General features: G+C 73.4%; 22 protein-coding genes, 1 tRNA gene and 1 pseudogene. 4 read left to right on the forward strand and 20 right to left on the reverse strand.

The features are described from left to right. Positions 1–145: 145 nt before the first annotated feature. The 7 genes from OOK34_RS30545 to OOK34_RS30575 form a co-directional block, all read right to left on the reverse strand. Positions 146–691, reverse strand: coding sequence for a TerD family protein (locus OOK34_RS30545; protein ID WP_267037402.1), 546 nt, complete (start codon positions 689–691; stop codon positions 146–148). Positions 692–853: 162 nt separating this feature from the next. Continuing rightward, complete coding sequence (locus OOK34_RS30550; RefSeq protein WP_267037403.1) at positions 854–2,062, reverse strand: VWA-like domain-containing protein; 1,209 nt, start codon at positions 2,060–2,062, stop codon at positions 854–856. Between the two features lie 13 nt (positions 2,063–2,075). Continuing rightward, a complete protein-coding gene (locus tag OOK34_RS30555; RefSeq protein WP_267037560.1) occupies positions 2,076–3,251 on the reverse strand; it encodes a sigma 54-interacting transcriptional regulator in 1,176 nt (391 codons plus the stop codon). Between the two features lie 26 nt (positions 3,252–3,277). Further along, on the reverse strand, positions 3,278–5,128 hold the full coding sequence (locus OOK34_RS30560; RefSeq protein ID WP_267037404.1) for an ankyrin repeat domain-containing protein: 1,851 nt from the start codon (positions 5,126–5,128) through the stop codon (positions 3,278–3,280). After that, complete coding sequence (locus OOK34_RS30565) at positions 5,125–6,276, reverse strand: gala protein (protein ID WP_267037561.1); 1,152 nt, start codon at positions 6,274–6,276, stop codon at positions 5,125–5,127. Before OOK34_RS30565 ends, OOK34_RS30560 begins: the two co-directional genes overlap by 4 nt. 69 nt (positions 6,277–6,345) lie before the next feature. Continuing rightward, positions 6,346–6,418: transfer RNA gene (locus tag OOK34_RS30570), tRNA-Arg, on the reverse strand. 93 nt (positions 6,419–6,511) lie between these two features. Further along, complete coding sequence (locus OOK34_RS30575) at positions 6,512–7,612, reverse strand: hypothetical protein (RefSeq protein ID WP_267037405.1); 1,101 nt, start codon at positions 7,610–7,612, stop codon at positions 6,512–6,514. Between the two features lie 218 nt (positions 7,613–7,830). On the opposite strand from OOK34_RS30575, the gene OOK34_RS30580 reads away from it, so the two are divergent. Continuing rightward, positions 7,831–8,643, forward strand: a complete 813-nt coding sequence (locus tag OOK34_RS30580) for a glutamate ABC transporter substrate-binding protein (RefSeq protein WP_267037406.1) — start codon at positions 7,831–7,833, stop codon at positions 8,641–8,643. Between the two features lie 65 nt (positions 8,644–8,708). On the opposite strand, the gene OOK34_RS30585 is transcribed toward OOK34_RS30580, so the two are convergent. After that, positions 8,709–9,275, reverse strand: a complete 567-nt coding sequence (locus OOK34_RS30585) for a DJ-1/PfpI family protein (protein ID WP_267037407.1) — start codon at positions 9,273–9,275, stop codon at positions 8,709–8,711. Between the two features lie 217 nt (positions 9,276–9,492). On the opposite strand from OOK34_RS30585, the gene OOK34_RS30590 reads away from it, so the two are divergent. Beyond that, positions 9,493–10,317 (forward strand): endonuclease I family protein, encoded by an 825-nt coding sequence (locus OOK34_RS30590; protein WP_267037408.1) that lies wholly within the window; start codon positions 9,493–9,495, stop codon positions 10,315–10,317. 46 nt (positions 10,318–10,363) lie between these two features. On the opposite strand, the gene OOK34_RS30595 is transcribed toward OOK34_RS30590, so the two are convergent. The 6 genes from OOK34_RS30595 to OOK34_RS30620 form a co-directional block, all read right to left on the reverse strand. Next, positions 10,364–12,001, reverse strand: a complete 1,638-nt coding sequence (locus tag OOK34_RS30595) for a glycoside hydrolase family 20 protein (protein WP_267037409.1) — start codon at positions 11,999–12,001, stop codon at positions 10,364–10,366. A gap of 89 nt (positions 12,002–12,090) precedes the next feature. Continuing rightward, positions 12,091–12,642, reverse strand: coding sequence for a hypothetical protein (locus OOK34_RS30600; protein WP_267037410.1), 552 nt, complete (start codon positions 12,640–12,642; stop codon positions 12,091–12,093). Then, a complete protein-coding gene (locus OOK34_RS30605) occupies positions 12,639–13,331 on the reverse strand; it encodes an RNA polymerase sigma factor (RefSeq protein ID WP_267037411.1) in 693 nt (230 codons plus the stop codon). Before OOK34_RS30605 ends, OOK34_RS30600 begins: the two co-directional genes overlap by 4 nt. Positions 13,332–13,339: 8 nt before the next feature. After that, the gene (locus OOK34_RS30610; protein ID WP_267037412.1) at positions 13,340–13,837 is read right to left on the reverse strand and encodes an LPXTG cell wall anchor domain-containing protein; all 498 of its coding nucleotides are present in this window, start codon (positions 13,835–13,837) and stop codon (positions 13,340–13,342) included. A 124-nt stretch (positions 13,838–13,961) separates the two neighbouring features. Continuing rightward, complete coding sequence (locus OOK34_RS30615; protein ID WP_267037413.1) at positions 13,962–14,876, reverse strand: nitroreductase/quinone reductase family protein; 915 nt, start codon at positions 14,874–14,876, stop codon at positions 13,962–13,964. Positions 14,877–15,163: 287 nt separating this feature from the next. Then, positions 15,164–16,624 (reverse strand): PLP-dependent aminotransferase family protein, encoded by a 1,461-nt coding sequence (locus OOK34_RS30620; RefSeq protein WP_267037414.1) that lies wholly within the window; start codon positions 16,622–16,624, stop codon positions 15,164–15,166. Positions 16,625–16,653: 29 nt separating this feature from the next. On the opposite strand from OOK34_RS30620, the gene OOK34_RS30625 reads away from it, so the two are divergent. Together OOK34_RS30625 and OOK34_RS30630 are read left to right on the forward strand one after the other, a co-directional pair. Next, positions 16,654–17,595: a DMT family transporter gene (locus OOK34_RS30625; protein ID WP_267037415.1), complete on the forward strand. Its 942-nt coding sequence runs from the start codon at positions 16,654–16,656 to the stop codon at positions 17,593–17,595. Between the two features lie 717 nt (positions 17,596–18,312). Then, complete coding sequence (locus OOK34_RS30630; RefSeq protein WP_267037416.1) at positions 18,313–18,636, forward strand: hypothetical protein; 324 nt, start codon at positions 18,313–18,315, stop codon at positions 18,634–18,636. A 1-nt stretch (position 18,637) separates the two neighbouring features. On the opposite strand, the pseudogene OOK34_RS30635 reads toward OOK34_RS30630, so the two are convergent. From OOK34_RS30635 to OOK34_RS30655, 6 genes and pseudogenes are all read right to left on the reverse strand, one after another. Continuing rightward, positions 18,638–19,758: pseudogene (locus OOK34_RS30635) on the reverse strand (IS630 family transposase). Between the two features lie 247 nt (positions 19,759–20,005). After that, positions 20,006–20,167: a hypothetical protein gene (locus OOK34_RS30640; RefSeq protein ID WP_267037417.1), complete on the reverse strand. Its 162-nt coding sequence runs from the start codon at positions 20,165–20,167 to the stop codon at positions 20,006–20,008. 153 nt (positions 20,168–20,320) lie between these two features. After that, entirely contained in the window at positions 20,321–21,391 is a 1,071-nt protein-coding gene (locus OOK34_RS30645; protein ID WP_323183509.1) for a methyltransferase domain-containing protein, read from the reverse strand. A 92-nt stretch (positions 21,392–21,483) separates the two neighbouring features. Further along, entirely contained in the window at positions 21,484–22,008 is a 525-nt protein-coding gene (locus OOK34_RS35435) for an SPASM domain-containing protein (RefSeq protein ID WP_323183510.1), read from the reverse strand. Positions 22,009–22,032: 24 nt separating this feature from the next. Further along, a complete protein-coding gene (locus OOK34_RS35440; protein ID WP_323183511.1) occupies positions 22,033–22,353 on the reverse strand; it encodes a radical SAM protein in 321 nt (106 codons plus the stop codon). A gap of 522 nt (positions 22,354–22,875) precedes the next feature. Further along, the gene (locus OOK34_RS30655) at positions 22,876–23,061 is read right to left on the reverse strand and encodes a hypothetical protein (RefSeq protein WP_267037419.1); all 186 of its coding nucleotides are present in this window, start codon (positions 23,059–23,061) and stop codon (positions 22,876–22,878) included. Between the last annotated feature and the right edge of the window lie 33 nt (positions 23,062–23,094).

Consider the following 23,094-nt stretch of genomic DNA (forward strand, 5'->3'; position numbering starts at 1 on the left):
TGGGCCGCCGTTCACGATGACCGGACGGCGACCTGCTCGCGCTGCCTCGTGGGGACGGCGGCAGCGCGCCACCCGGACGGGGCGGCGGCCACTTTTTTGAGCAGAGTGACCGCCGCCCCGTCCGTACGGATCCCCGCGCGCGGGATCAGCCGTGCGGGGCGCCCATGACCCGGGCGAACTCCTGCGGGTCCGTCTCGAAGCCGCGCATCCGCGCGTCCAGCGTCCAGCCGCCCGAGGCGTCGCGGAGGAACTCGGCGACGGTGGCCGCCGAGGCCCCGGCGAGCTCCGCGAAGTCGGTGGTGGCGAGGTCGGTCCAGCCCTCGCGGATCCGCAGCCCGGTCCCGGCGACGGCGGCGAAGGTCTTGCGGCCGGGCTCCCCCGCCGGCCCCGGGTCCTGGATGACCACGCCGACCACGACACGGCCCAGCTCGGGCGCCAGCCGGTCCAGTTCGAGGGTCATCACCTCGTCGAAGCCGAACCCCTGCCCGGTGCGGCTGTCCCGGCCCAGGGCGATCGTGCCGTCGGGGGCGCGGCTGCCGAAGTGGACGAGGTAGACGGGCTCCCCGTACGGGTCGGAGGCGCCGTACACGGCGGCGACGATGTCCAGGTCGTTCGCGGGGGTGCCCGCGGGGCTGGGGTCCCAGCGCAGCGCTATCTCCACCTTGGCCAGGCTCTTGCGTACTCCGCTCACCGAACTCCCCCTCCGCTTGGCCCGTTCGGCCGTGATGCCCGGCCGCCATGCTGTCACGTGCGCGTGACCACCGGGCGAACCACCGTACACAACCAGCCAGTTCCGCTTGCCCGTCAGGCCGCCGGGCCTCAGGCTGTCGGGGGCTTCAGGCCGTCGCGGGCCTCAGGGCGTCGGGCCGATGCGTACGGTCTCCACCCACGCCGGAGGCTGCGGCGCGTCCGCCCCGATCAGCGCGGCGATCACCCGGCAGGACGGGGACCGCTCCGGCCACGGGGTGTACCCGTCGGTCAGGACGACGACCACGCCCGGCCGGTCGGGCACGGCCAGCGCGGCCGCGATGCCCACGCGCATGTCGGTGCCGCCGCCCCCGGCCAGGGTCACCTGCCCGGCGGCGGTCACCCGGGTCACGGCGTGCACGTCGGCGTCGCAGGCCAGGACCGCGACCCGGTTGCCCCCTACGCCCACCTCGCGCAGCACTCCGGTGACCTCGGCGAGGGCCGCGGCGAGTTCCGCGTCGCCCATGGAACCCGAGGTGTCGATCACGATCGCGACCCGGGGCAGCGGCCGGCGAAGGCTGGGCAGCACCACGCGGCCGCCCAGCGCGGGGGTGCGGCGCGAGGGCCGCCGGTACGTGTAGTCCACCGCGCCCGCGGCCCAGGCGGCGGCCTCCCGTACCGCCCCCGACAGTGCGCGGCGCCAGTCGACGACGGGCTCCAGCACCTGCGCCGCCCAGCGCTCCCACCCGCCGGGGAGGCTGCCCCGGCCCCGGCCGCGCTGGTGGGCGCGCATGGCCTGGGCGCTCGTCCGGCGCAGGGCCTGCGCCTCCACGGGGCCGATCCGGGCGGGGCCGTCGCCGTCGCCGGGCTCCCAGGGCGCCCGGACCCCGTGCGCGCCCGAACCGCAGTCCACGCCGTGCGGGGGCGTGGGCGGGATGGCGGACAGGTAGCCCTCGAACAGCCCGCCCGCGGCGAGGCCGAACAGGCCCGGTTCCATGCGGCCCGCCGGCAGCTCCAGCCCGTCGGCGAGGAGGTCGTCGTTGATCTCGCAGTCCTGGGCGATGTTGATCCGGACCGGATCGCGCTGGTCGGCGGCCGGAAGCCGGTCGGCGCGGCCGTGGTGGTCGCGCAGCAGGTGGGCCACCTCGTGGATCCACACGCCGGCCAGCTCGGGGACGGGGGTGCGCTCCACGAACCCGGGCGAGACGTAGCAGCGCCAGTGCCGGTCGACGCCCATGGTCCGCACCCCCGCCGGGCCCGGCGAGGGGACGACCGTCAGCGCGTACAGGGCCGAGGCCAGGTAGGGCCGGGCCTCGGCCGCCGCGTAGCGGGCGGCGAGCAGCTTGGCCCGGTCGAGCGGGAGGTCTTCCGGCACGGCGCCCGCCCCGTCAGCGGGCGCCGGGCAGGGCCCCGGCCAGCTGGAGCAGTTCCACGAAGGCGTCGATCCCGGCGGGCACCGGCCAGGACGGGTCCCGCATCGCGGCGAGGTCGGCGGCGGCCCGCGCGGCCACGTCGGGCACGCCCGCGTCGACGGCCTTGGCGAGCACCGTCCAGCCGGCCTCCCAGCGGGGGCGGGTGAGTTCGCTCTGCACGGCGGCCACGACCGCGATGAGGAAGGCCAGCTGGCGGTCGCCTCGCTCGGGCAGGGCGAAGGCCTCCGGGTCGGCCAGCACCCGCTCCGGGTCGGGCAGGTCGAGGTTCTCCAGGTAGGTCAGCAGTTCCAGGCCCGCGCCGTCCCCGACGGCTCCGGTGAGCGCGGCGGACAGCGCCTCCCGGCCCGCGCCGGCCGCGTACCCGGTGGCCAGCAGGCGCAGGGCCATCTCCCAGGTGCGCGGGGAGGGCCAGGCCCGGCCGCGGGCGTCGGCGTCGTTCGGCATGTGGTGGACCAGGCCGGGGCGGGCGGTGAGGAAGCCGGACACCGCTCCCCGGGCGCGGGCCGCCGCCCCGGCGGCCCGGGCGGGGTCGACCACGGGCAGGGCCGTCTCGGGCCAGATTCCGGCCATGCCGCGTGCGACGGTGCGCGGGTCGTGCGTCCAGTCCAGGTGGACGAACCGGTTGGCGAGCGGCGCGCTGAGGTGCCAGCCGTCGGCCGCGCTGGCGGGCGGGTTGGCCGCCGCGACGATCCGTACGGAGGCGGGCAGTTCCAGGCTGCCGACCCGGCGTTCGAGGACCACGCGCAGCAGGGCGGCCTGCACGGCGGGCGGGGCGGAGGACAGCTCGTCGAAGAACAGCAGTCCGTGTCCGGTGCGGGCCAGGCGTACCGCCCAGTCCGGCGGGGCCATCGGGACGCCGGTGGTGGCCGGGTCGTCGCCGACGATGGGCAGCCCGGCGAAGTCCGAGGGCTCGTGGACGCTGGCGACGACGGTCTCCAGTCCCACTCCGAGGCAGGCCGCGAGCCGCTCCATGCCGGCGGACTTGCCGATCCCGGGCTCACCCCACAGCAGTACGGGCTGATTGGCCGTCACTGCCAGGGCGAGGGCCTCCAGTTGGTGGTTGGCGGCGGGCTCGGTGCGGGTGAGGTCCAGCCGGGCGCCCAGGGCGTCGGCGGCGGCCAGGGCGGACATAGGGGCGGGACGCTGTCGTGCGGTGGTCACTCGTGCGCTCCCCCGTCGTCGCCGACGGCCGCGTCACCGACGGCCGCGTCACCGACGGCCGCGTAGCCGTCGTCGTCGTAGTCCTCGTCGTCGTCGCCCCACTCCTCGCGCTCGTCCATGAAGTCCTCGTAGGACTCGGATCCGATGCCGGGGTGCCTCTCCTCCACCAGCTCGCGCAGGAAGGCCAGGTCGTCGCGCTTGTAGCGGCGGATCACCTGGGCCAGCGACAGGTCCATGTCGTCGATCCCGTCGGTGCGGGCGCCGGCCGCGAGGAGGGCCCGGACCAGGGCGGCGGTTCCGCCGTTCTGGACGGCGCTCTGCAGCGGGGTGCGCCGGGACTGGTCCTCGTCCTCCAGGCCGAGTCCGGCCGCGAGCAGCCTGGGCAGCAGTTCCTCGTGGGGCAGGAAGGGCAGCAGGTGCAGCAGGCCCTGGCCCCGGGCGTCCCGGACACGGGGATCGAGGCCCGCGTCGAGGAGCGCGAGCACCCCGGGGGCGTCGCCGTGCAGCGCGCGCTGGAACAGCTCGCGCCGCTCGCCTCGCAGGGCGCGCGGGAGCCGGCCCTGCCCCGAGGTCCAGGCGTCGCGCGCGGCGAAGCAGCCGGCGACGGCTCCGCCGAAGGCCCGCATGGCGCGCTCGCGCTGCTGCTCCCCGGCGCTGTGCGGCATCTCGAGTACGCCGTCCCGTGAACGCACCTCGTGCCACTCGCCGAGGCAGCGCACCCGCACGGGCCGCGGCGCGGCGGGGCCGGGCGGCCCCACCGCGGGGCCCGCCCCGGGGAAGAGGGCGGCGGACACGAGCGGGTGCAGTTCGCGCGGGGTGATCCGGCCGGTGCGTACGAGGTACGGGTCGGGCAGCGGCTGCCAGGCGTAGAGGGGCACCCGGGTCACGGTGTTCAGATCGTCCCGGACCGCGAGGCGCGCGCGCAGTGCGCCGGCCGTGCCAGAGCCGCCGGGCTCCAGCAGCAGGCCGCCGCGCCAGTCGGGGGAGAAGCAGTACCGGTCGCCGGCGCCCGCCGCGGTGAGGAGCCGGATCGTGTCGACCAGCCGGGCCAGGTCCATCGGGAAGGCGCTCAGCACCGCCCGGGGGTCCTGCCCCCGGTAGGCGCCCCACCGGTCTTCGGGGGGCGTCAGGTCCAGTTCGATCCCGGCCGCGGCGAAGGCCTCCACGACGTCGCCGCGCTGCTGGAGCACGGCGGCCCACTCGGCGCGTCCCGCCGGGTCGCCTGCTCCGGGATCGGCGGAGGGCAGCTCGCCGGCCGCCAGCGGGGTGCCGTCGGCGCGGAAGAAGGGGAGCCGGTCGGCGGGGCCGGCGCAGGAGCGCAGTGCGGCGGTGTGCCGGGAGTCCCAGAACCAGCGGGCGGCGGTCCAGTCCTCGGTGGTCCAGCCGGCGTAGGCGTGGCGCCGCTTGGCCGGGTCGACGGGCGCGCAGTGCAGCCGCAGCCGCTGCGGGCCGTCCACCATGGCGCGGGTGGTGAGGTAGAGGGCGGGGACGTCACCGCCCCGGCCGGGGCCGTAGTGGGCCAGCAGGACGCGCCGGTTCGGGGCGAGGGTCGTACGGCCGCCCAGGACCCGGGGCAGGTGCCAGCGCAGCAGGTCGGGCACCAGGTGGCGCAGGTCGTCCTCGGCCGCCCCGGCGACGGCGGGACCGTACCGGGAGGCGAGCGCGGGCAGGTCGAAGGCCACCTCGACGGCGGCCGCCGCGCAGGCGGCCCGCCAGTCCCCGGCCAGGCGGTGCGCCGTGGCCCGCTCGATCATCCAGCCGGGTACGGCGTAGCGGCGGACGCGCCGCCAGGACGCCGCGTCCTCGGGCAGGAGGGCGCCGGGCGGCAGCTCGGTGGGCGCGCTCACCGGTACACGCTCCCGATGGCCCGCAGGTCCGGGTGGGAGGCCCGGGCGGGGCGCAGCCGTTCGGCGAAGGAACGCTTGAGGCGGCGGGGCGTGCCGGGGCCGAGCCCGACGTGTTCCAGCGGGGCGCCCTCGGGCAGGGCGGCCAGCAGGCTCTTGGCGCCGCGCCCGGTGATGCCGGTGTGGCGCAGCTCCAGGCGGCGCAGCGGGCTGCCGGGCAGGGCGGCGGCCAGGGCGTACGCGCCTTCGTCGCCGGTGTCGTTGCCGCTGGAGCCGAGGCTCCGCTCGGACATGGCCCGCCCGAGGTCGAGGGCCTCGATGCCGCCGAGGGCGTCGGCCAGCGCGCGGGCTCCGGGTACGCCGATGCCGTTGCCGCCGAGGCCGAGGCGGACGGGGCGCTGCGGGCCGGCGTCCGCAGCGGCGGCGGCGAGGATCGCGGCGCCCTCGTCGCCGAGGTGGTTGGCCGGCACGTACAGCTCGCGGACCCCGGCTTCGCGGATGAGGGCGGCGAGCAGCGGGGCGGCCCCGGCGGTGAGGCCGTTGCCGCCGAGGAAGATCCGCTCCAGTGGTGCCTCGCGGGTGCGCAGGGCGTCCAGGAGGAGGCGTACGCCCTCGACGCCGATGCCGGTGTTGACGAGGTCGAGGGTGCGCAGCGCGGTGTTGCGGCGCAGCAGTGCGGCGACGGTGCGGGCGCCGTCCTCGAAGAGCGGGTTCCGCTTGAGCCAGAGGGCGCGGACGGTGGTGTCCTCGGCGAGGGCCGCGGCGAGGGCGAGGGTTCCGTCGGGGCCGATCCGGTTGCAGCCGAGGTAGAGGGTGTGCACCGGGTGGCTGCCGTGGGCGCCGGCGAGGGCCGCCGCCAGGGTGCGGGCGCCCTCGTCGGTCAGGGAGTTGGTGCCGAGGAGGAGGTGCGCGGCGTGCGGGGAGGTGAGGGCCACGGGCAGCAGGCGGGCCGCGCCGGCCGGGCCGAGGCCCTGCTTGCACAGGTCGACGCGGCCGTCGGTGCGCAGGGTGCCGAGCGGGAAGGTCTCGTCGGCCTCGACGGGCCGGTCCGACGCGAGGCGGGCGAGCAGCGGGTCGAGGCCCGCCGGGTCGGCGAGCGGCAGGTCCGGGTGCTCGATTGCGGGGCACCGTACGGGCGTCGGCCGTGTCATCAGCATTCCACCGGTTCCTTCGCCGGCGCCCGGCGACCCTGCGACTTCCGTCGTGACGTGAAGAAGAGACAAGACCGGTCGGATTCGAACCGACGTCCTCCAGCTCGATGCTTGGGCGCGACGACCTCTGCGCTACGGCCTTGTCGCGGTGATCATAGCGCCCCGGGGACCCGGAATCGATCACCAGTTTGATCGACTCCGGGTGAGGCCGGCCCGGTCCGTCACCGGCTTCCGGTCACCAGTCCCCGTCCTGGACCGGCCCTCCCGGGCGCGGTGCGTTGCCGAGCGGCAGGACCTGGCCGGGCGTCGGCGCCGTCCAGGGCGCGTGGTCGTCGCCGAGCCAGTCGCCGACGGGCTTGACCTGGCCCAGGGCGTCGGGCGCGGGGAGGTCGGTGCCGGTCTCGTCGTAGTAGTCGTACCAGGGCAGCCCGGCCTGGGTGTAGGCGGCGCGGTCCACCGGTGAGGGCGGCGCGTCCTCCCCGGTGATGCGCCGCCACTCGGGCGGGGTCACCAGGTGGACGAAGACCCGCGCGGCGGGGTTCGAAGCCCAGTCGGAGACCTTGCGGTCGTCCCGGTACACCTCCTGGCGCATCGCGCCGCCCACGCCGAGACCCATCGCCGGGGCGGCCGCCCTGCGGGCGGCGGGCGGCGCGGGTGCGGCGCCGGGTGCGGCCGGCGCGGCACCCGGGGCGGCCGGCGGCATCGCCGGCGCGGCCCCGTACGCGAAGGAGCCGGGCGGGGCCGGGTAGGCACCGCCGCCGGGGCGGGAGCGCGCCTCGCGCTCCCGCTGCTCCTCGCGCCAGGCGGCCAGGGCCTTCCCGCCGAGCGGGAACGCCTGGAGCTGCACCCCGCCGGTGGTCTCCTCGCCGGTCACCTGCCCCTCGACCGTGGCGCCGAGGCCCAGCGGTACGGCGACGAACTGGCGCACCGTCCCGTCGCCGGAGTTGATCCCGTCGAGCCAGGGCTGGCGGGGCAGCACCACGTAGTTCTGCGGCTTGCGCGCCAGCCGGCCGGTCCACCGCTTCCCGGAGACGGCGCACACCTTGCCGACGCCGACCTGGAGCGCGGCCGGCTCCCGCGAGCCTCCGAAGCTGAGCCACATCGCCTCGCGCAGGTACACCGGCAGCATCACGCCGCCCTTCGCCCGCCACTCCTGCGGCACGGTGTCCGGGTAGTCCTCCACCCTCCGCAGCGGGAACTCCCCCAGGCCCGGCGGGAGTGCGTGCGTACCCGATTCGGGCAGGCGCAATGTCCGGATGAACCGGATGCGTACCCCTTCGCCCAGCAGGAGCGTGTTGCCCTCGACCCTCGCCGTACCCGTTGCCTCGCGTGCCACCTCAGCCGGCCCCCTTCTCCCGCCACGTGCCGGAACCGCCGGACAATCTTCGGCAGAGCCGGATCGTTATGCTCAAGTTTTCCTCAGATGTAGTGACGGTGTGCCCGTCACCTTCCTAGCTTCCTCATACACGTGCCCTCGCGCCCCCGCGGTTCCGCACGTGCCCACGTTCCCGCGATGTCCCCCGGGATCCCGCGTTCCCGAGGAAAGAGTTCAGCATGAAGGTTCCCAAGGCCGGTGCGGTCGCCACTGTGATCGTCCTCGCCGCCACCGCCTCCGGCTGTGGTGGTGACGCCCCGAAGGAGCCCATCTCCATCGGCATCAAGTTCGACCAGCCGGGCATCGGAATGCGCGAGACCGACGGCACCTTCACCGGTTTCGACGTCGACGTGGCCACCTACATCGCCAAGGAGCTCGGCTACAAGGCGAACGAGATCGAATTCAAGCAGGTCTACAGCTCCGACCGGGAGCTGCTGATCCAGTACAACGAGGTCAAGTTCGTCGCCGCGAGCTACACGATCAACGAGAAGCGCCGCGAGAAGGTCGAATTCGCCGGACCCTACTTCGTCGCCCACCAGGACCTGCTGGTCCGCGCCGACGACACCTCGATCGCCAAGGCCGAGGACCTCAACACCAAGCGGCTGTGCTCGGTGAGCGGCTCCACCTCCGCCGAGAACATCCGCAAGAACCTGGCCCCGAAGGCGAGCGTCCTGGAGCTCGGCGGCTACTCGGAGTGCCTGGTCGCCCTCCAGGACAACCTGGTCGACGCGATGACCACCGACAACTCCATCCTCGCCGGGTACTCGGCCCGCAAGAACAACGCGGGCAAGTTCAAGCTGGTCGGCCTGAACCTGAGCAACGAGAACTACGGCATCGGCCTCAAGAAGGGCGACAACGACCTCCAGCGCAAGATCAACCTCGCGCTCACCAAGATGGTCTCGGACGGCTCCTGGGAAGCGGCCGTGAAGAAGAACTTCGGCCCGGCCAACTACAAGTACGAGCCGGCGCCCCAGGTCACCACGGGCAACTGACGCACGCCGGGGCGGCGGCGGGCTCCGGCCCGCCCCCGCCCCGGGATCCGGCTCCCCGGCGGCGCCTACGCCAGCGGAGCCTTGCCGCGCAGCACGGTCAGGAACTCCCGCATCCAGGCGGGGTGGTCGGGCCAGGCCCGGGCCGAGACGAGGGTGCCGTCGACCACGGCCTCGGAGTCCTGGAAGCCGGCCCCGGCCGCCTTCATGTCGGGCTCCAGAGCCGGATAGGCGGTGACCTGCCGTCCGTCCAGGGCGCCGGTGGCGGCGGTGATCAGGGGGCCGTGGCAGATCTGCGCGATCGGCTTGTCGTCCCCCGCGAAGGCGGCCAGGATCCGCCGCACCTCGGGGTCGTTGCGCAGGTACTCCGGAGCCCGCCCGCCCGGGACGACCACGGCCGCGTACTCCCCGGGATCCACGTCCGCGAAGGCGATGTCGGCGGGCCAGGTGTAGCCGGGCTTCTCCGTGTAGGTGTCGAAGCCCTCCTCGAAGTCGTGCACGACGAACCGCAGCTTCTTGCGCGAGGGGGCGGCGACGTGCACCTCGTACCCCTCCTCCCGCAGGCGCTGGTACGGGTAGAGCACCTCCAGTGACTCCGCCGCGTCGCCGGTCACGATGAGGATCTTCACTGCCATGGGCCACTCCAGTCAGAGCTGTTGACGGCCGCCCCGGGCCGTCGCGGGCACCCGCTACCGTGCCCGTGCCGGACTGCGCACAAACACCAAGGTCTTCGCCCCCGACATGTGGTTTTTACCTGTAGGGCACATGACAATGTGAGCCTCGCTCTGCCACCTGACACCCCGCCAACTGCCAGGGCGGGGACGGTGCTTGTGGAGAGGTATCCCCCACGTCATGAGAATCTCCCGTACCACCCCATGGGCCGCCGGACTCGCCGCGGCCGCGCTGCTCCTCGTACCGGCCACCGCCACGGCCGGCCAGCAGCGGACGACCGCCGACGCCGCGTCAGCCGCTCCCCAGGCCGCCGCGACCAGCGTGGACGACTACTACGCCGCCGCCCAGGGCAAGACCGGCGCCGCGCTCAAGACGGCGCTGCACGGCATCATCAAGAACCAGTCCAAGGTGTCCTACGACGGCGTGTGGAACGCGCTGAAGGTCACCGACCAGGACCCCGCGAACCCCAACAACGTCATCCTCGTCTACTCGGGCCGCTCCCAGTCCAAGTCCACCAACGGCGGCGACCCCAACGACTGGAACCGCGAGCACGTCTGGGCCAAGAGCCACGGCGACTTCGGCACCGCCACCGGTCCGGGCACCGACCTGCACCACCTGCGCCCCGAGGACGTCACCGTCAACAGCACGCGCGGCAACAAGGACTTCGACCTGGGCGGCAGCCCGGTGGCGGAGGCCCCCGGCAGCCTCACCGACGCCGACTCCTTCGAACCGCGCAACGCGGTCAAGGGCGATGTCGCGCGGATGCTGCTGTACATGGCCGTGCGCTACGACGGCGGTGACGGCTTCGCCGACCTGGAGATGAACGACCGGGTCAACAACGGGACCGCCCCGCTCTTCGGCAAGATCAGCGTGCTGAAGCAGTGGAACCAGATGGACCCGCCGGACGCCTTCGAGCAGCGCCGCAACCAGGTCATATACGACACCTACCAGCACAACCGCAACCCCTTCATCGACCACCCGGAGTGGGTCAACTCCATCTGGTAGCCGACGCGTCCGCGTCCGCGTCCCCGCCTCAGCCCGCCTCGGCCCCTCAGGGGCCGAGGCGGTCGGCGAGGGACTGGAAGGCCGGCCAGGAGGCCTGCGGCGGACGCGGGTCCCAGAGCTTCTGCGAGAGGGCGGCCAGCGGCAGCCGGATGCCGTCGGCCACCTGGGCCGGGGTCTGGGAGCCGGCCAGGTCGCACCAGACGGCGAGACGGCCGCCGAGTATCTGCGCGTCGTAACGGGCCGGGACGGCGGTGGTGCCGCGCAGGACCAGCGGGGTCCACTGCTCGTAGATCCGCCGGCCGGTGGGGTAGGTGAACTGGTTGGGCTCGCCGAGCACGTAGTAGAGGTACTCGTCGTTGAGGTTGACCACCTTGCGGCCCGCGTCCAGGTACGCCAGCGGCGGCCGGGCGCCGATCTCCTTGCCCGTCCAGTACTCGGCCTGGATGTCCTGGGCGGGCCGGGCGATCCCGCCCGCGAAGAACCCGTCGTTCCACGCCTTGAGGGCCTTGCCCGACGGCCGGACCACGGCCGCCCGGTCGTTCAGCCAGCCCGTCGCCAGGTCCTGCACCCGGGCGGCGGCCCCGTAGCGGGCCCGGGCGGCGCTCGCGAGCTGGGGGAAGGAGGCCTGGGGGTCGCGGACCACCAGCGCCTGGTACTCGTCGGCGCCCAGGTGCCAGGCCCCTGCGGGGAACAACGGCAGGTACTCGCGCAGCAGTTCGTCCACCAGCTTGGCGGACGCCGGCTTCGATATGTCCACGGCGCCCTGGACGGCCCGGCCCTGCACGTCGCGCAGTTGCAGGTCCGGATGGGCGCGGAGCACGGCGCCGAGGTGTCCCGGCGAGTCGATCTCGGGGACGACCGCTATGTGCAGCCGGGCGGCGAGCGCGTTGATCCGGCGGACCTCGGCCTTGGTGAGGTGCGGGGTGGAGACGATCTCGGGGTGGGTGTCGGACTCGATCCGGAAGGCCTGGTCGTCGGAGAAGTGCAGGCCCAGCTGGTTGAGCTTGAGGTCGGCCATCTCGCGCAGCCGCCCCTCTATCCAGTCCGGGGTGAAGTACTTGCGGGCGATGTCGAGGTTGAGCCCGCGCTGGGGCTTGGCCGGGGCGTCCTTGACCGTCCCCTCGGGGGCCGAACCGGCCCCGCGTATCTCCTGCTTGAGGGTGCGGGTCCCGTAGAAGACGCCCGCCTCGTCGGGGCCGGTGATCCTGACCCGGCCGCCCTGGACGGTGAGGGTGTACGACTCCGCCGGGCCGGAGCCCTTCGCCGCGAGGGCGAGCTGGACGTCGCCGGGCTGCGGCTGCTCCGACTCGGCGTACCCGAGGCGCAGTTCACCGGCGAGCAGCTTCCCCTCGTCGGCCAGGGCCGCGCTGTCGGCGGGTGTGACGAGGACCCGCGCGCCGGGGGCGGGCTTCCAGCCGGGACCCCGGGCGGGCACGTGCTCCCGTACGGAGGGGACGGTGCGCGGGGCGGTGGACAGGGAGTACGAGGACGCGGGCGGCGGGGTCGGCGGCGTGGAGGCGCCGGCCGTGGGCGGGACGGGGGCCGGGGAGCCGGCGGCGCTCGGGGTGGCGCGGCCCGCGTCGGCTCCGGCGGAGCACGCCGGTACGGCGAAGGAGACCAGAGCGGCGGCCACTGCCGTCGCGATGGCCCGGCCTCTGCGGAGCTGCCCGGTCGTCTGTCGCATCGTGCACCTGTGTCCCCTGTGTCCCCCGTACCCAACCTGGCACGGGGGACGCGGTCGCGCGACCCGGGGGGGGCAGCCAGTAGGGGGTGTCAGCCCCTCGGCTTCGAGGCGCTGGGCGAGCCCGCCGGCTGGCCCGCGCCCGCCGGGGTGGGGGTGGCGGAGCCGCCGGCAGGGACCTCCGAGGTCGGCGGCGCGGACCGGGGCGGTGGCACCGGGCTCCTGGAGGGGGCCGCGGTGGGCGTGCCCGGCGGTGTGCTCTCCCCCGCCGGAACGGTCGCCGGGGCCGGCGAAACCGACGCCGAGGGCGACACGCTCGGCCGCGGGGTGCCCGAGGGCGCGGTCGGGCTGAGTTCGGGCGGCGCGGCGGGCGGCACCGGGCGGACCGGCCGCTGACCGGGGTCGCCGAGCACGAGGTACCCGGCCAGGGCGGCCGCGGCCAGGCCGGACAGGCCCGCGAAGGTCCACGCCCCGCGCCGCAGCCACAGCGTGCGCGGGGAGAGCCGTCGCAGGTGCGGCCCGGGCGGATCGGCGGGCCGCAGCGAGCGGACCGTCACCTCCTCGGCCCGCGCTTCCAGGGCCTGGCGCAGCCGGCGCTCCACGGGGCGTTCGCCGTCGGGCGTGGTACCCGTAGAACCGGTCATACCCGTCCCTCCAGAATCCTTTCCAGCGCGTCCAGGGCGCGGCTGGCGTTCGACTTCACCGCACCCCGGCTGATGCCCAGCGTCTCGGCGATCTCCGCCTCGCTCATGTCGGCCCAGTAGCGCAGCACCAGCACCTGGCGCCGGCGCGGGGTCAGCCTGCCCAGCGCCGCCAGCACCTCGCGGTGCGCCTCGCCCAGGACCACGGACGCCTCGGCGGAGGGGACGTCGGCGGTGACCGGCGGTATCCAGGCACGGGCCGTGCGCCGGCGGCGCAACACGGAGCGCGAGGTGTTCACCACGGCGGTGCGCAGGTAGCCCAGCGCGTTGTCCACCTCGGTGATCTGCTCCCCGTACCGGCGGTACAGGGCGGTGAAGGCGTCCTGCACCACGTCCTCGGCGGTGCCCAGGTCGTCGACGAGGAGCACCGCGAGGCGGACCATGCCCAGCCGGTGGGCGTGGTAGAGCTCGCTGACGGTCGGCGGGGCCGGGGGCGGGGACTCCCCCGCACCGGACCCGCCGACGCCGTAGGCATGCCCGTACGCGTGCCCGTGCGAGTACGAGTACGCGGGCGCGCCGGGTCCGGCCTGCGCGGCGGAGCGGTCTCGGCGCGAGAGCCACCACCACAGGCCCCGCCACGCCCGGCCGAGGCCGGGCATGAGGGGGCTGGCGGTCGGTGCGAGGTCGAGCACGGGTGTCCTCAGTTGCCGGCGCGGCGCCGCACGGTGTACAGGGCACCGCCGCCGACGGCGATGAGCCCGGCCGCTCCGGCGCCGAGGGCGATGGTGGTCGCCGAGGAGCCAGTATGCGCGAGCTCGCTGCCCTCACCGGAACCGGGCGCCACGGAGGGCACGGCGGACGGCCGGCCGCCGCCGGGCTGCGAGGGGACCGCGCTCGGCTTCGTCCCGGCCGGCACCGACGGAACGGGGCTGGGCTTGGCACCGGCCGGCTCCGTCGGCAGCACGCTCGGCCGGGCCTCGCCGGCCGGCACCGAGGGGACGGCGCTGGGCTTGCCGCCCGCCGGCACCCCCGGGACGGCGCTCGGCGTCGCACTCGCGGCAGGCCCGCCGGGCGTCGGCGAGGCGGAAGGACCCTGCGCGGCGAAGGCCGGCCCGCCGAGGGCGACGACCGCCCCGGCGGCGGCAGCGACGACGGCGGCCCGGTGGGCGGACAGGGGAACGCGCTTCAGGTTCTTCACAGTGGTTCTCCACGGTCGGTTCGAGGGCGCGGAACTTCGCCCTTCACCCCCGCACGACGCGCGAGTGCCCGATCGGTTGCCGCCGTTTCCGAAAAACTTTTCGCGCGTTCCGGCCGCCCCCGGCTCACGGCCGCGGCGGAGGCCAGGGAACCTCCTCCAGCAGCGGCAGCAACACCTCCTCCTCGTGGTCGAGATGGGCCGTCAGCTCCGCCGTCATCCGCGCCAGCTCGCCGCGGAACCGCTCGGGTTCGGCGATGGACACCCGGCCCAGGAGGGCCACCAGCTCGCCCTGGATCCGCGCGACCGTGCGGTGCTCCTCGCGCAGCCGCTCGAACGTGGCCGCCAGGTGCGGGTGGTGGACGGCGATCCCGGGGAACAGGTGCGCGTCCTCGCTGGTGTGGTGGAACTCCAGGGCCTGGCAGAAGGCCAGGCAGCGCTGGCGGATCTGCAGCCCGAGCCCCGGCGCCGGCGGCCGGCCCGGCCCGGTGTGGGCCGCGCGGGCGGCGAAGTGGGCCTCCGTCTCGGCGGCGACGTGGCGCAGCTGGGCCCGCAGCCAGGTGTGGACCTCCAGGAGCTTCCCGGCCAGGGTGCGGACCTCGCCCGGGGACTGCCAGCCGTCGGGCTCGGCGGGCTCCAGGAGGACGACGGGGAGCCGGCGGGTGGTGCGGGCCTGGTAGTCGGCGTATCCGGGGGCGACGCGCAGGACGGCGTCGAACAGCTCCGCGCGGCGGGCGCCTTCGGCGGGTACCGCGAGGGCCTCGAAGGTCTCGGCGCCGAGCTCCACCCGTACCTGGGGGTGGGCGAGCAGGTTGTGGTACCAGGCCGGGTGGCGGGGGGCGCCGAGGTTGGAGCCGACGACCAGCAGCGCGCCGCCGTGGCGGACGTAGCCGAGCGGCGTGGTGTGCGCGGCGCCCGACGTGGCGCCGGTGGTGGTCAGCAGGAGCAGGTCCGCGCCCTCGAAGGGGCCGCCGACCTTGCCCCGGTGGGCGCGGAACTCCTCGATGACGGACTGGTTGAAACCGTTCACGGCTGTGGGCACAGGGTTTTCTCTCTCCGGGCGGGGTGGGGCACGCCGCCGGCCCCCCGACGAGCCGCTGCGGAGCGGGAGTCGCCGGGGCGGGGCATGCCGGGGAAGGTGTACGGGCGAACGAAGGACGCGGGAGCCGGACGTGCGGCTGCTCTACGTCGTCAACTACGGGGCGCGGAGTACGGACTCATGGCGGTTCCCTGAGTGAAGGGTGTTCGCCCGATCACCGGCCGGCCCACTGCTCTTTGGCCGGAGTCACGCGACACCGCTCGCCATTACACGCAACCGGCGTGGCGATGTCAACGCCGATGATCTTGGCGGCACTCCCGCAGGGCCCGGCCCAGTACGGCCACGCCCTCCTCGATCTCGCTCACCGGGCCGGCCGCGTACCCGAGGATGAGGCCCGGCGGGCCCGGCCGCAGCCGGTGCCAGGACAGCGGGTGCGTCTTGACCCCGAGGGCCAGGGCGGCCTCGGCGAGGGCGGTGTCGGGGAAGGACGCGCCGTCGAAGGTGACCATCAGGTGCAGCCCCGCCGCGGCCCCGTGCACCCGGGCTCCGGGCAGCCGTTCGGCGACGGCACGCAGCATCGCGTCCCGGCGGCGGCGGTGGCGGCGCCGTACGAAGCGCAGGTGGCGCTCCAGTTCGCCCGATTCCATCAGCCGGGCGAGGACGAGCTGGGCGAGGACCGGGTTGCCGAGGTCGGCGTAGCGCTTGGCCTCCACCACCGGGTCCCGCAGGCGCCGCGGGACCAGCAGCCAGCCCAGCCGCAGGGCGGGCGCGAGCAGCTTGGACACGCTCCCGGCGTAGCAGACCCCCTCGGGGGCCAGCGCCCGCAGGGCGGGTACGGGCGCGCGGTCGTAGCGGTGCTCGGCGTCGTAGTCGTCCTCGAGCACCAGTCCCCCGCCGGCGGCCCAGGCCAGCAGGTCCCGGCGGCGCTCCCCGTCGAGGACGACCCCGGTCGGGAACTGGTGCGCCGGGGTCAGCAGCACCGCCTGCGCCCCGCTCGCCCGCAGCCCGGCCACCTCCAGCCCGGCCCCGTCCACGGGTACCCCTACGACGTCCAGCCCGCCGTGTTCCAGCTGCTGGCGGGCGCCGAGCGAGCCGGGGTCCTCCACCGCCACCCGGCGCACGCCGGCCCCGGGCAGCACCTGCGCGAGCAGCCCGAGGGCCTGCGCCACCCCGGCGACCACGACGACCTCCCCGGGGTCCGCGCGGATCCCGCGGTTGCGGGCGAGCCAGCCGGCGACCGCCTCCCGGAGCGCGGGCGCACCCTGCGGGTTGCCGTAGCCGAAGTCGGCCGGGGTGAGCGCGGCGAGCACCCGGCGCTCGGCCTGGAGCCAGGCGGCGCGGGGGAAGGCGGTCAGGTCGGGCACCCCGGGCGAGAGGTCGATCCGGCAGGGCACGGCGCGCAGCGCGTCCACGAGCCCGCCGCGCGGGACGGCCGGGGCGGGGCCGGGCGGGGGCGGCGGCGCGGCGACGACCACGGTGCCGGCCCGGCCGCGTCCGGCCACCTGGCCCGTCTCGGCGAGCCGCTGGTAGGCCTCGGTCACCAGGCCGCGGGAGACGCGCAGTTCGGCGGCGAGCACCCGGCTGGCGGGGAGCCGGCTGCCGACGGGCAGGGTGCCGTCGGCGATGGCGGCGCGCAGCCGGCCGGCGAGCCAGTCGGTGCGGTTGCCGGGCGGGGCCTGGCCGATGTCGAGCTGGAGGAAGTCCGAGCCCGTTTTGGACCCCTTGGCCGTGCCTTCATTGGACCTGCTCACCGGACCATTGTGCCTCCAGGCTGGACGGTATGAGCACCTCCACCTCTCCTTCCACCTCCTCCCCCGCCCCTGCTTCCGCACCCGCCGGGCGCCCCGCCGGCGGCCTGCGGGACCTGGCCCCCGGTATCGCCGGGATGGCGCTGGTCGGCAGCAGCGTCACCATCTCCCGTTCCCTGGTCGACGCCCCGCTGTTCGCCGCGCAGGCGGTCCGCTACGTGGCCGCCGCCCTGATCCTGGTGGCCCTCGCCCGGGCCGCCCGGGTGCCGCTCTCGCTTCCCCGGGGGCGGGAGTGGCTGTGGCTGGCCGGGATCGCGGCGGGCGGTCTGGTGCTGTTCAACGTGGCCGTCGTCCGCGGGGTCGCGCACGCCGAGCCGGCCGTCATCGCCGTCGCCGTGGCCTCCGTACCGATCCTGCTCGGGCTCGTCGGCCCGCTCCTGGAGGGGCGCCGGCCCAGCCGCCGGGTGCTGCTGGCGGCGCCCGTGGTGGTCGCGGGGGCGGTGCTGGTCGAGGGGACCGGGCGGACCGATGCCGCCGGGGTGGGCTGGGCGGCGCTGGCGCTGGCCTGCGAGGCGGCGTTCACCCTGCTCGCGGTGCCGGTGCTGGGGCGGCACGGCTCGTGGGGAGTGTCCGTGCACGCGGTGTGGATGGGGGCGGTGATGCTGGCGGGGCTGTCGTTGCTCACGGAACGCCCCTCCGCCCTGGGGGAGCTGACGGCGGGCCAGTGGGCCGCCGTGGGGTACCTCGCGGTACTGGTGACGGCGGTGGCCTTCCTGCTCTGGTACCGCACGGTGGCGGCCGTGGGCTCGGGCCGGGCGGGGCTGCTGACCGGGATCGCCCCGCTCGCGGCGGCCGGCGCCGGGGTGCTGTCGGGCGGCGGGACACCGCGCCCGGCGGTGTGGCTGGGCCTGGCGGTGGTGATCGCCGGGCTGGCGCTGGGACTGCGCGGCGGCCGGGAGCCCGGGGGCTCCTGAGCCTCCCGGAGCTTGCGGTTCAGCTCCCGGAGGGCACCAGCACCACGGCCGTGCCGTAGGCGCACACCTCGGTCCCGACGTCGGCGGCGTCGGCTGCATGCGCATATACGCATATACGCACCTAGGATGACCAGTGGGAACGCTGTGAAGCGTCGAGGGGGCTTTGCGGAAGAGATCGACCTGTACCTACGGAAGAGCAAGGTGGTGCGCGAGGAGGACGCGCGCGACCTCACGTCCGTCATCACGCAGGAGGAGCACGAAGCCCCGCTCGGCACGATCTGCCGGGCGGGGCTCCCTGTTGCCTCAGGCGACCTAGAAGGGCCAGTGAAGCTCTCCGGGCATGGGGCCGGGGAGCGACTCCTCTACGTGCCTGGGGCAGGCCCACAGCGTCGCTCCGGGCCCGCTGGCAGTCGGGACGTACCGGACGGCTACGGGCGCCGTGGTGACTTCGTGGCAGACGACGCACGACGCCGCTTCGCCTAGCGAGGGTTCAACAGTCAGTCCGTCGCGGGTCACGCCGACTCCCCCACCGCGCCGAAGGTGTCCCGAGGGCAGCACTGTCACTGGAGAACTTCCCCAGAACGACGAATAGCCCCGCCCAACCGCGAAGGGGGCGCGGTCGAGCGGAGCCATTGGGTACAGCGTCTAGTGCTGTGACCGCATACGTTCACCGGCTTTGGTGTCGGTGGCTCGGTTGGGCCTGAGTACCCTCGGCTCGTGGAAGATCGCGAGCAGTATGTGAGGTATCGGCAGGATCGGACCGTGCTGGCATCGATCGGGGCTCATCTTGATCCCCAGATCAGTCAGATCAGCGTGCGGTTGCCTCGGTCCGTGGCTGAGTCAGCAGTCGCTGCCTGGGATCGCGAGGAGCTGGGTCGGATCGGCGAGGAGAGCCGCGAAGAGTACGAACTGCGTGACGATGCTGCTGAGCTGGCTTTCATCGGCCTGGCGATCTCCTCGCGCGGCGTGTGGGACGGTGAGGAGGTCGTCGTCGACCTGGATATCGTCCAGATCGCGGCGGCGTTGCAGGCCGCGCGGTAGATCAGGCTGCAGCAGCGGGGGATCGTCCTCCCCACCGGATGCCCTTCTCGCTGCGGATTCGGGCGCGTTCGCGTCGCTGGGCGGCGAGGACGTCGGGGTGGCGGGTGTTCTTGTTGCGCCAGCGCAGGTAGGCGTGAAGGGCTCTGGTCTGGGCGGTGTGGTTGGGGTGGTGGGAGTTGGCAAGGGTGAACTGACGGAGCGGTCCGAAATGGGCTTCGATGGGGTTTGCCCAGGACGCGTAGGTCGGGGTGAAGCACAACTCGACCTTGTTCTTCGCCGCCCACCTGCGGATTCTCCAGTTGAGGTGGCGGAGAGGTTGTCCAGGATCACGTAGATCGGGGCGCCGTCCGGGCGGGTGGCTCGGATCGTTCTCAACGCCGCCCAGGTGTGGTCAATGCCCTTGCGGCGCCGGTTGACGCCCCACATCTGGTCATCGCCGACCGAGTAGCAGCCGTGGAAGTAGGTGATGCCGTGGGTGCGGCGGTAGGTCGCCGGAAGGCGGTCGGGGTGGCCCTTCTCAGCCCAGCAGGAGCCGGCAGTGGGTCGGATGCCCAACGGGCCGAACTCGTCGAACGCGAACGTGCGGTCCGGCCGTTCGTTGATCGCGTACTCGATCCAGTCCAGCTTGGCGTCGAAGGCCGGGTCCGGGGATTCCTTCCAGGTCTTTGTGCGCTGGAAGCTGATCCCGCGGCGGGCCAGTAAGCACCGCAGGGCTTCGCGGCCGATCCGGACGGGCCTGGCTATGTTGCGTCGCAGGTGATCGGCGAGCTTGCGGATAGACCAGCGGGTGAAGGGCTTGCCGACCTGGGTCGGTCGGGCGGTGGCCGTCTGGATGACGAAGTCCTCGTCGTCAGGACTGAGCAGGCGGGGACGGCCTCCCGCCCACCGAGGGTTCAGGCATACGAGCCCGATCTCGTTGAAGCGATGGATCACATCACGGACGGTGTCCTCGTCCGCCTGGACGAGCCGTGCGATGACCGGGACGGTGCTGCCGCCAGCCGAGGCGAGGAGCATCATCGCGCGCCGAAACCGTACCGAGCTGGTACTGCCCCGCCGGACAATGTTCTGGAGTTTCTGGCCCTCCTGCTCGGTCAGCCTGCGAACCCGAACTGGTTGCGCCATCCCGCCTCCCCGCGCTGGTTGGAGAACTCATTTCCCACCAGCACAACGAGCAACCCGGGCGAACCTTCCCGGTCACAGCACTAGCCGTGGCGCGCTCATCCGGACACGGCGAGGCGAGGTCGCCAATGTCACGCTTGACCACCGGTTCACTCCGGGGCAGAAGCCTCTGATCTCCAATGCCCGTCAAAGCGGACCAAGCCCAACAAAAACCCCGGCTCATCGGGCAGTTTCTGTGTGCGCCCTCAGGTCAGCGCAGGCCATCTGTGTCGTCGTACTCTTCGCCGACCGGGAGTGGCCGATGGTCGCCCTCCAGGGTCTCGCTATAGACGACCGAGGAGACCGCCCTGTCGTATGCCTCGTCGAGGCCGTTCCCGCTTGTGCCGAGGATGTTTTCCCAGTCAATTCCCATACCTACGATCCTATCCGCACCGCCCGACAGTCTCGAAGATGCGGGACACTGCGGCCGTGCGGCTGCACGGCTCGCGATCTTCCACGAGCCGAGGGTACTCAGGCCCGACCGAGCCACCGACACCAAAGCCGGTGAACGTATGCGGTCACAGCACTAGGCACCCATAGAGGCGCGCCATTGACCCCGGGACAGGTGGCACACCCCATCGGGCGTGACGCGGACTTGCGCGCCAAGCAAAGGCAGCGATCCCTCGGTGTTGAGCCGGTTGCGCACACGTTCCAGCTCGGTCCAGAGCCGGCGGGGGCCTCCCTGGTGAACTTCGGGCGGGCCCGTCCATTCGGCGACAGCTCGCGCCCATGACCCATCCGCGTGGGCCAGATAGGCGATGCGGGTCCGGCCGCTGGTCTCGAATGCGGATTCCACGCCCGGAGTCGTGACTTCCAGCATGGACCGCAACTCCCATGCGTTCGCCACGTCCACGACCGGATAGCGGCCCGTGCCGCGTTCCTCTCCCTCCGCCTTACCAGCGACGCCGAACAACTCGGCCAGACCGGGCGGGTAGTCGTCGCCGGACCGAGTGAGCATGAAGCCCGCCATGTCCCTTGCGACCGTGCCGACTACTTCGCCGTTGGCGTGCTTCCACCCGGTGATGATGAGGCACGTGCGCCCGAGAGTTGTCGCGATGCGACCGCCGGGCACGAGTGCGTCGATGACCGGCCGGAGCCCCGGGCCAGCGGGGAGTCCGACCGTCGACACGATGCGCTCGTACCGGCCCGGAACGTGGTCGGTGGCATCTCCGGCCACCATCTTCGGGTGGTGTCCTGCGTTCGCCAGTCGTTCCCCGGCAACTTGGACTAGGTACCGGTCTACATCCATGCTCGTCACGTTCCCGTGACCAAGCCGGCGACACGCGTACGCGGTGAGCCCGCCCGCTCCCGTCCCGAGATCAAGCATGGGCAGCCCGTTCCTGAGCCGGCCGTGACGCATCATCCGCACGACCAAGCTCGGCAGCGTGGCGGACGAAGTGGGCAGTCCCTCGGGTTCGTTGCCGGGGTCGGCGTGATCGGCGTGCAGCGTGCCGACCCGCGTCACCAACGACCGGTCGGCGTAAGCGGCATCCTGCCAGACATCGGGGTCGGTCGGTCCGTCGCGGAGGACCCATCGGCCAGCCGTGTCCCTTTCCCACCATCGCGGGACCAGTTCGTGACGGGCAGTACGAGCCACAGGGGCGCGCCACCCCGAGTCCGGGTCCGTCACCTGGTTCGCAAGGGCCTCTGCTCTTGTCTCCCATTCCATACTGCGGAGCCTCTCAGCTGTCAGTCGTACGCGGGGTCACACGCCGTCTGGCTGGCCGGGTCGCAGTCCCCGCTGTCGTTCGGCGGACAGGCGTCCGCACGAAGGGGCGGGATGCTCGCGGCGAGTTCGGTCCACGCCTTGCCCCCGAGGAGTTCGGCGAGCCGGGTTTCCCGTACGTTGCCCGCCGGGAAGTCACGGGAGAGCACGCAGCCGGCGAGGTCGCCGTTCGGCAGGATGGCGGCCCGTCCCCGCGTGCAGCGACCGCACATCTCGTCCAGCGTCGGCTTCTGGCCCGGCAGCGCCGCGCGACCGACCGCGCGTACGCGGTCGGTGTTGATGTGCTTCACGCCAATGAATTCCAGCTCCGCGCGGCCCTCGGCGACGCGCTGTCTGGGCAGGATGTCCACGATGCCGACACGGAGGGGGATCCCACGGCGCACTGCCTCGCGGATATTGGCCCGGGTACGGACGTAGCTGCCTTCACGGCCGGTGATCTTGTCGTGCTGCTCGGGAACGTCGCTGTAGTAGCTGGTCCCCAGGGTCACGCCGTCCCGTTCGAACAGGTCCCACTAGTCGGGCGCGACGTGGAAAAGGTTCGAGTAGACCTCGACGTGCAGACCGAGGGAGACCCCCAGCTCGGTGAACTCACGCCAGTGCGGGTGAACGGTCGGCTCGCCCCCAATGAGCTGGATGGTGCGGATACCGAGTGCCGCAGCGTCGATGACGACCGCCCGCCAGTTCTCGGGGGTCATGGCACCGTGCGATGCCTGCGGGCTGGACATAGACAGACAGTGCGTACAGGCGAGCTGGCACTTGCCGGTGATCTCCAGCTCCAGCGACTCAATACCCGTCGCAGGCTGCGGGAGCGGGGCTACAAGCAGCGTGGTCATGGTGCCCTTTCTCTTGATGGCTGGACCCACCCCCGCCAACGCGGCCGCGAATCAAGGCTGGCAGGCGGGGCGGGAGTCTTAAATGAATCGCCGCAGAAGTTCGTCCAGGACAGGGACAATGGCATCCCAGAGCTGTTGCTCCGGGTCCGTGATTTCCCAGGAGTGACCCCCTGGATGGCAGGCGTAGAGGGTGCAGCCATCACCGGTACCGAGCGGGGGCTCAACGTCAGAACTTCCGCAGTCCGGCAAGGGCATAACGACGTACGGACGGCCGTCGTCGTACCAGCGCGTCCAAAGAGGCGGCTCCTGCGTGTCGTCGTAGACGAGATCCGCATGAGGGCCGTCGTGCGCTTCGAGGGTGCACCGAAGGGTGTGGACCCTCAGGAGCGCTCGCCGCTCTTCACGACTTCCGAGCGGACCGAGCATCCTCAGCAGCTTTGCCGGCTCCAAGCTGAGGCGGCCATCGCACACGTAACGCCCTAACGTCATCGCGGACACCTCAGCCCTGAGCGGTAAACGAACTCACGCCTGGCGGCCCTTGGCGAGGAGGTGAGCGAGACGTCCCGCCTCCTCCGCGTTGAGGCCCGTGAGGCTGTACTCGATGTGGTACTCGTCGTCACCAGTGAACTGCTCTCGCCACGCGTGGTGGCTCAGCTTGTGGGCCGGCAGCCCGTTAGCCTTCAGCTCCGCCGAGAGCCCGCGAAGCACGTAGTTGGCCTCTCTGTCCGTAACCGGGGGTCA

Origin of the sequence: Streptomyces sp. NBC_00091, assembly GCF_026343185.1 — a bacterium.
GTDB lineage: Bacteria > Actinomycetota > Actinomycetes > Streptomycetales > Streptomycetaceae > Streptomyces.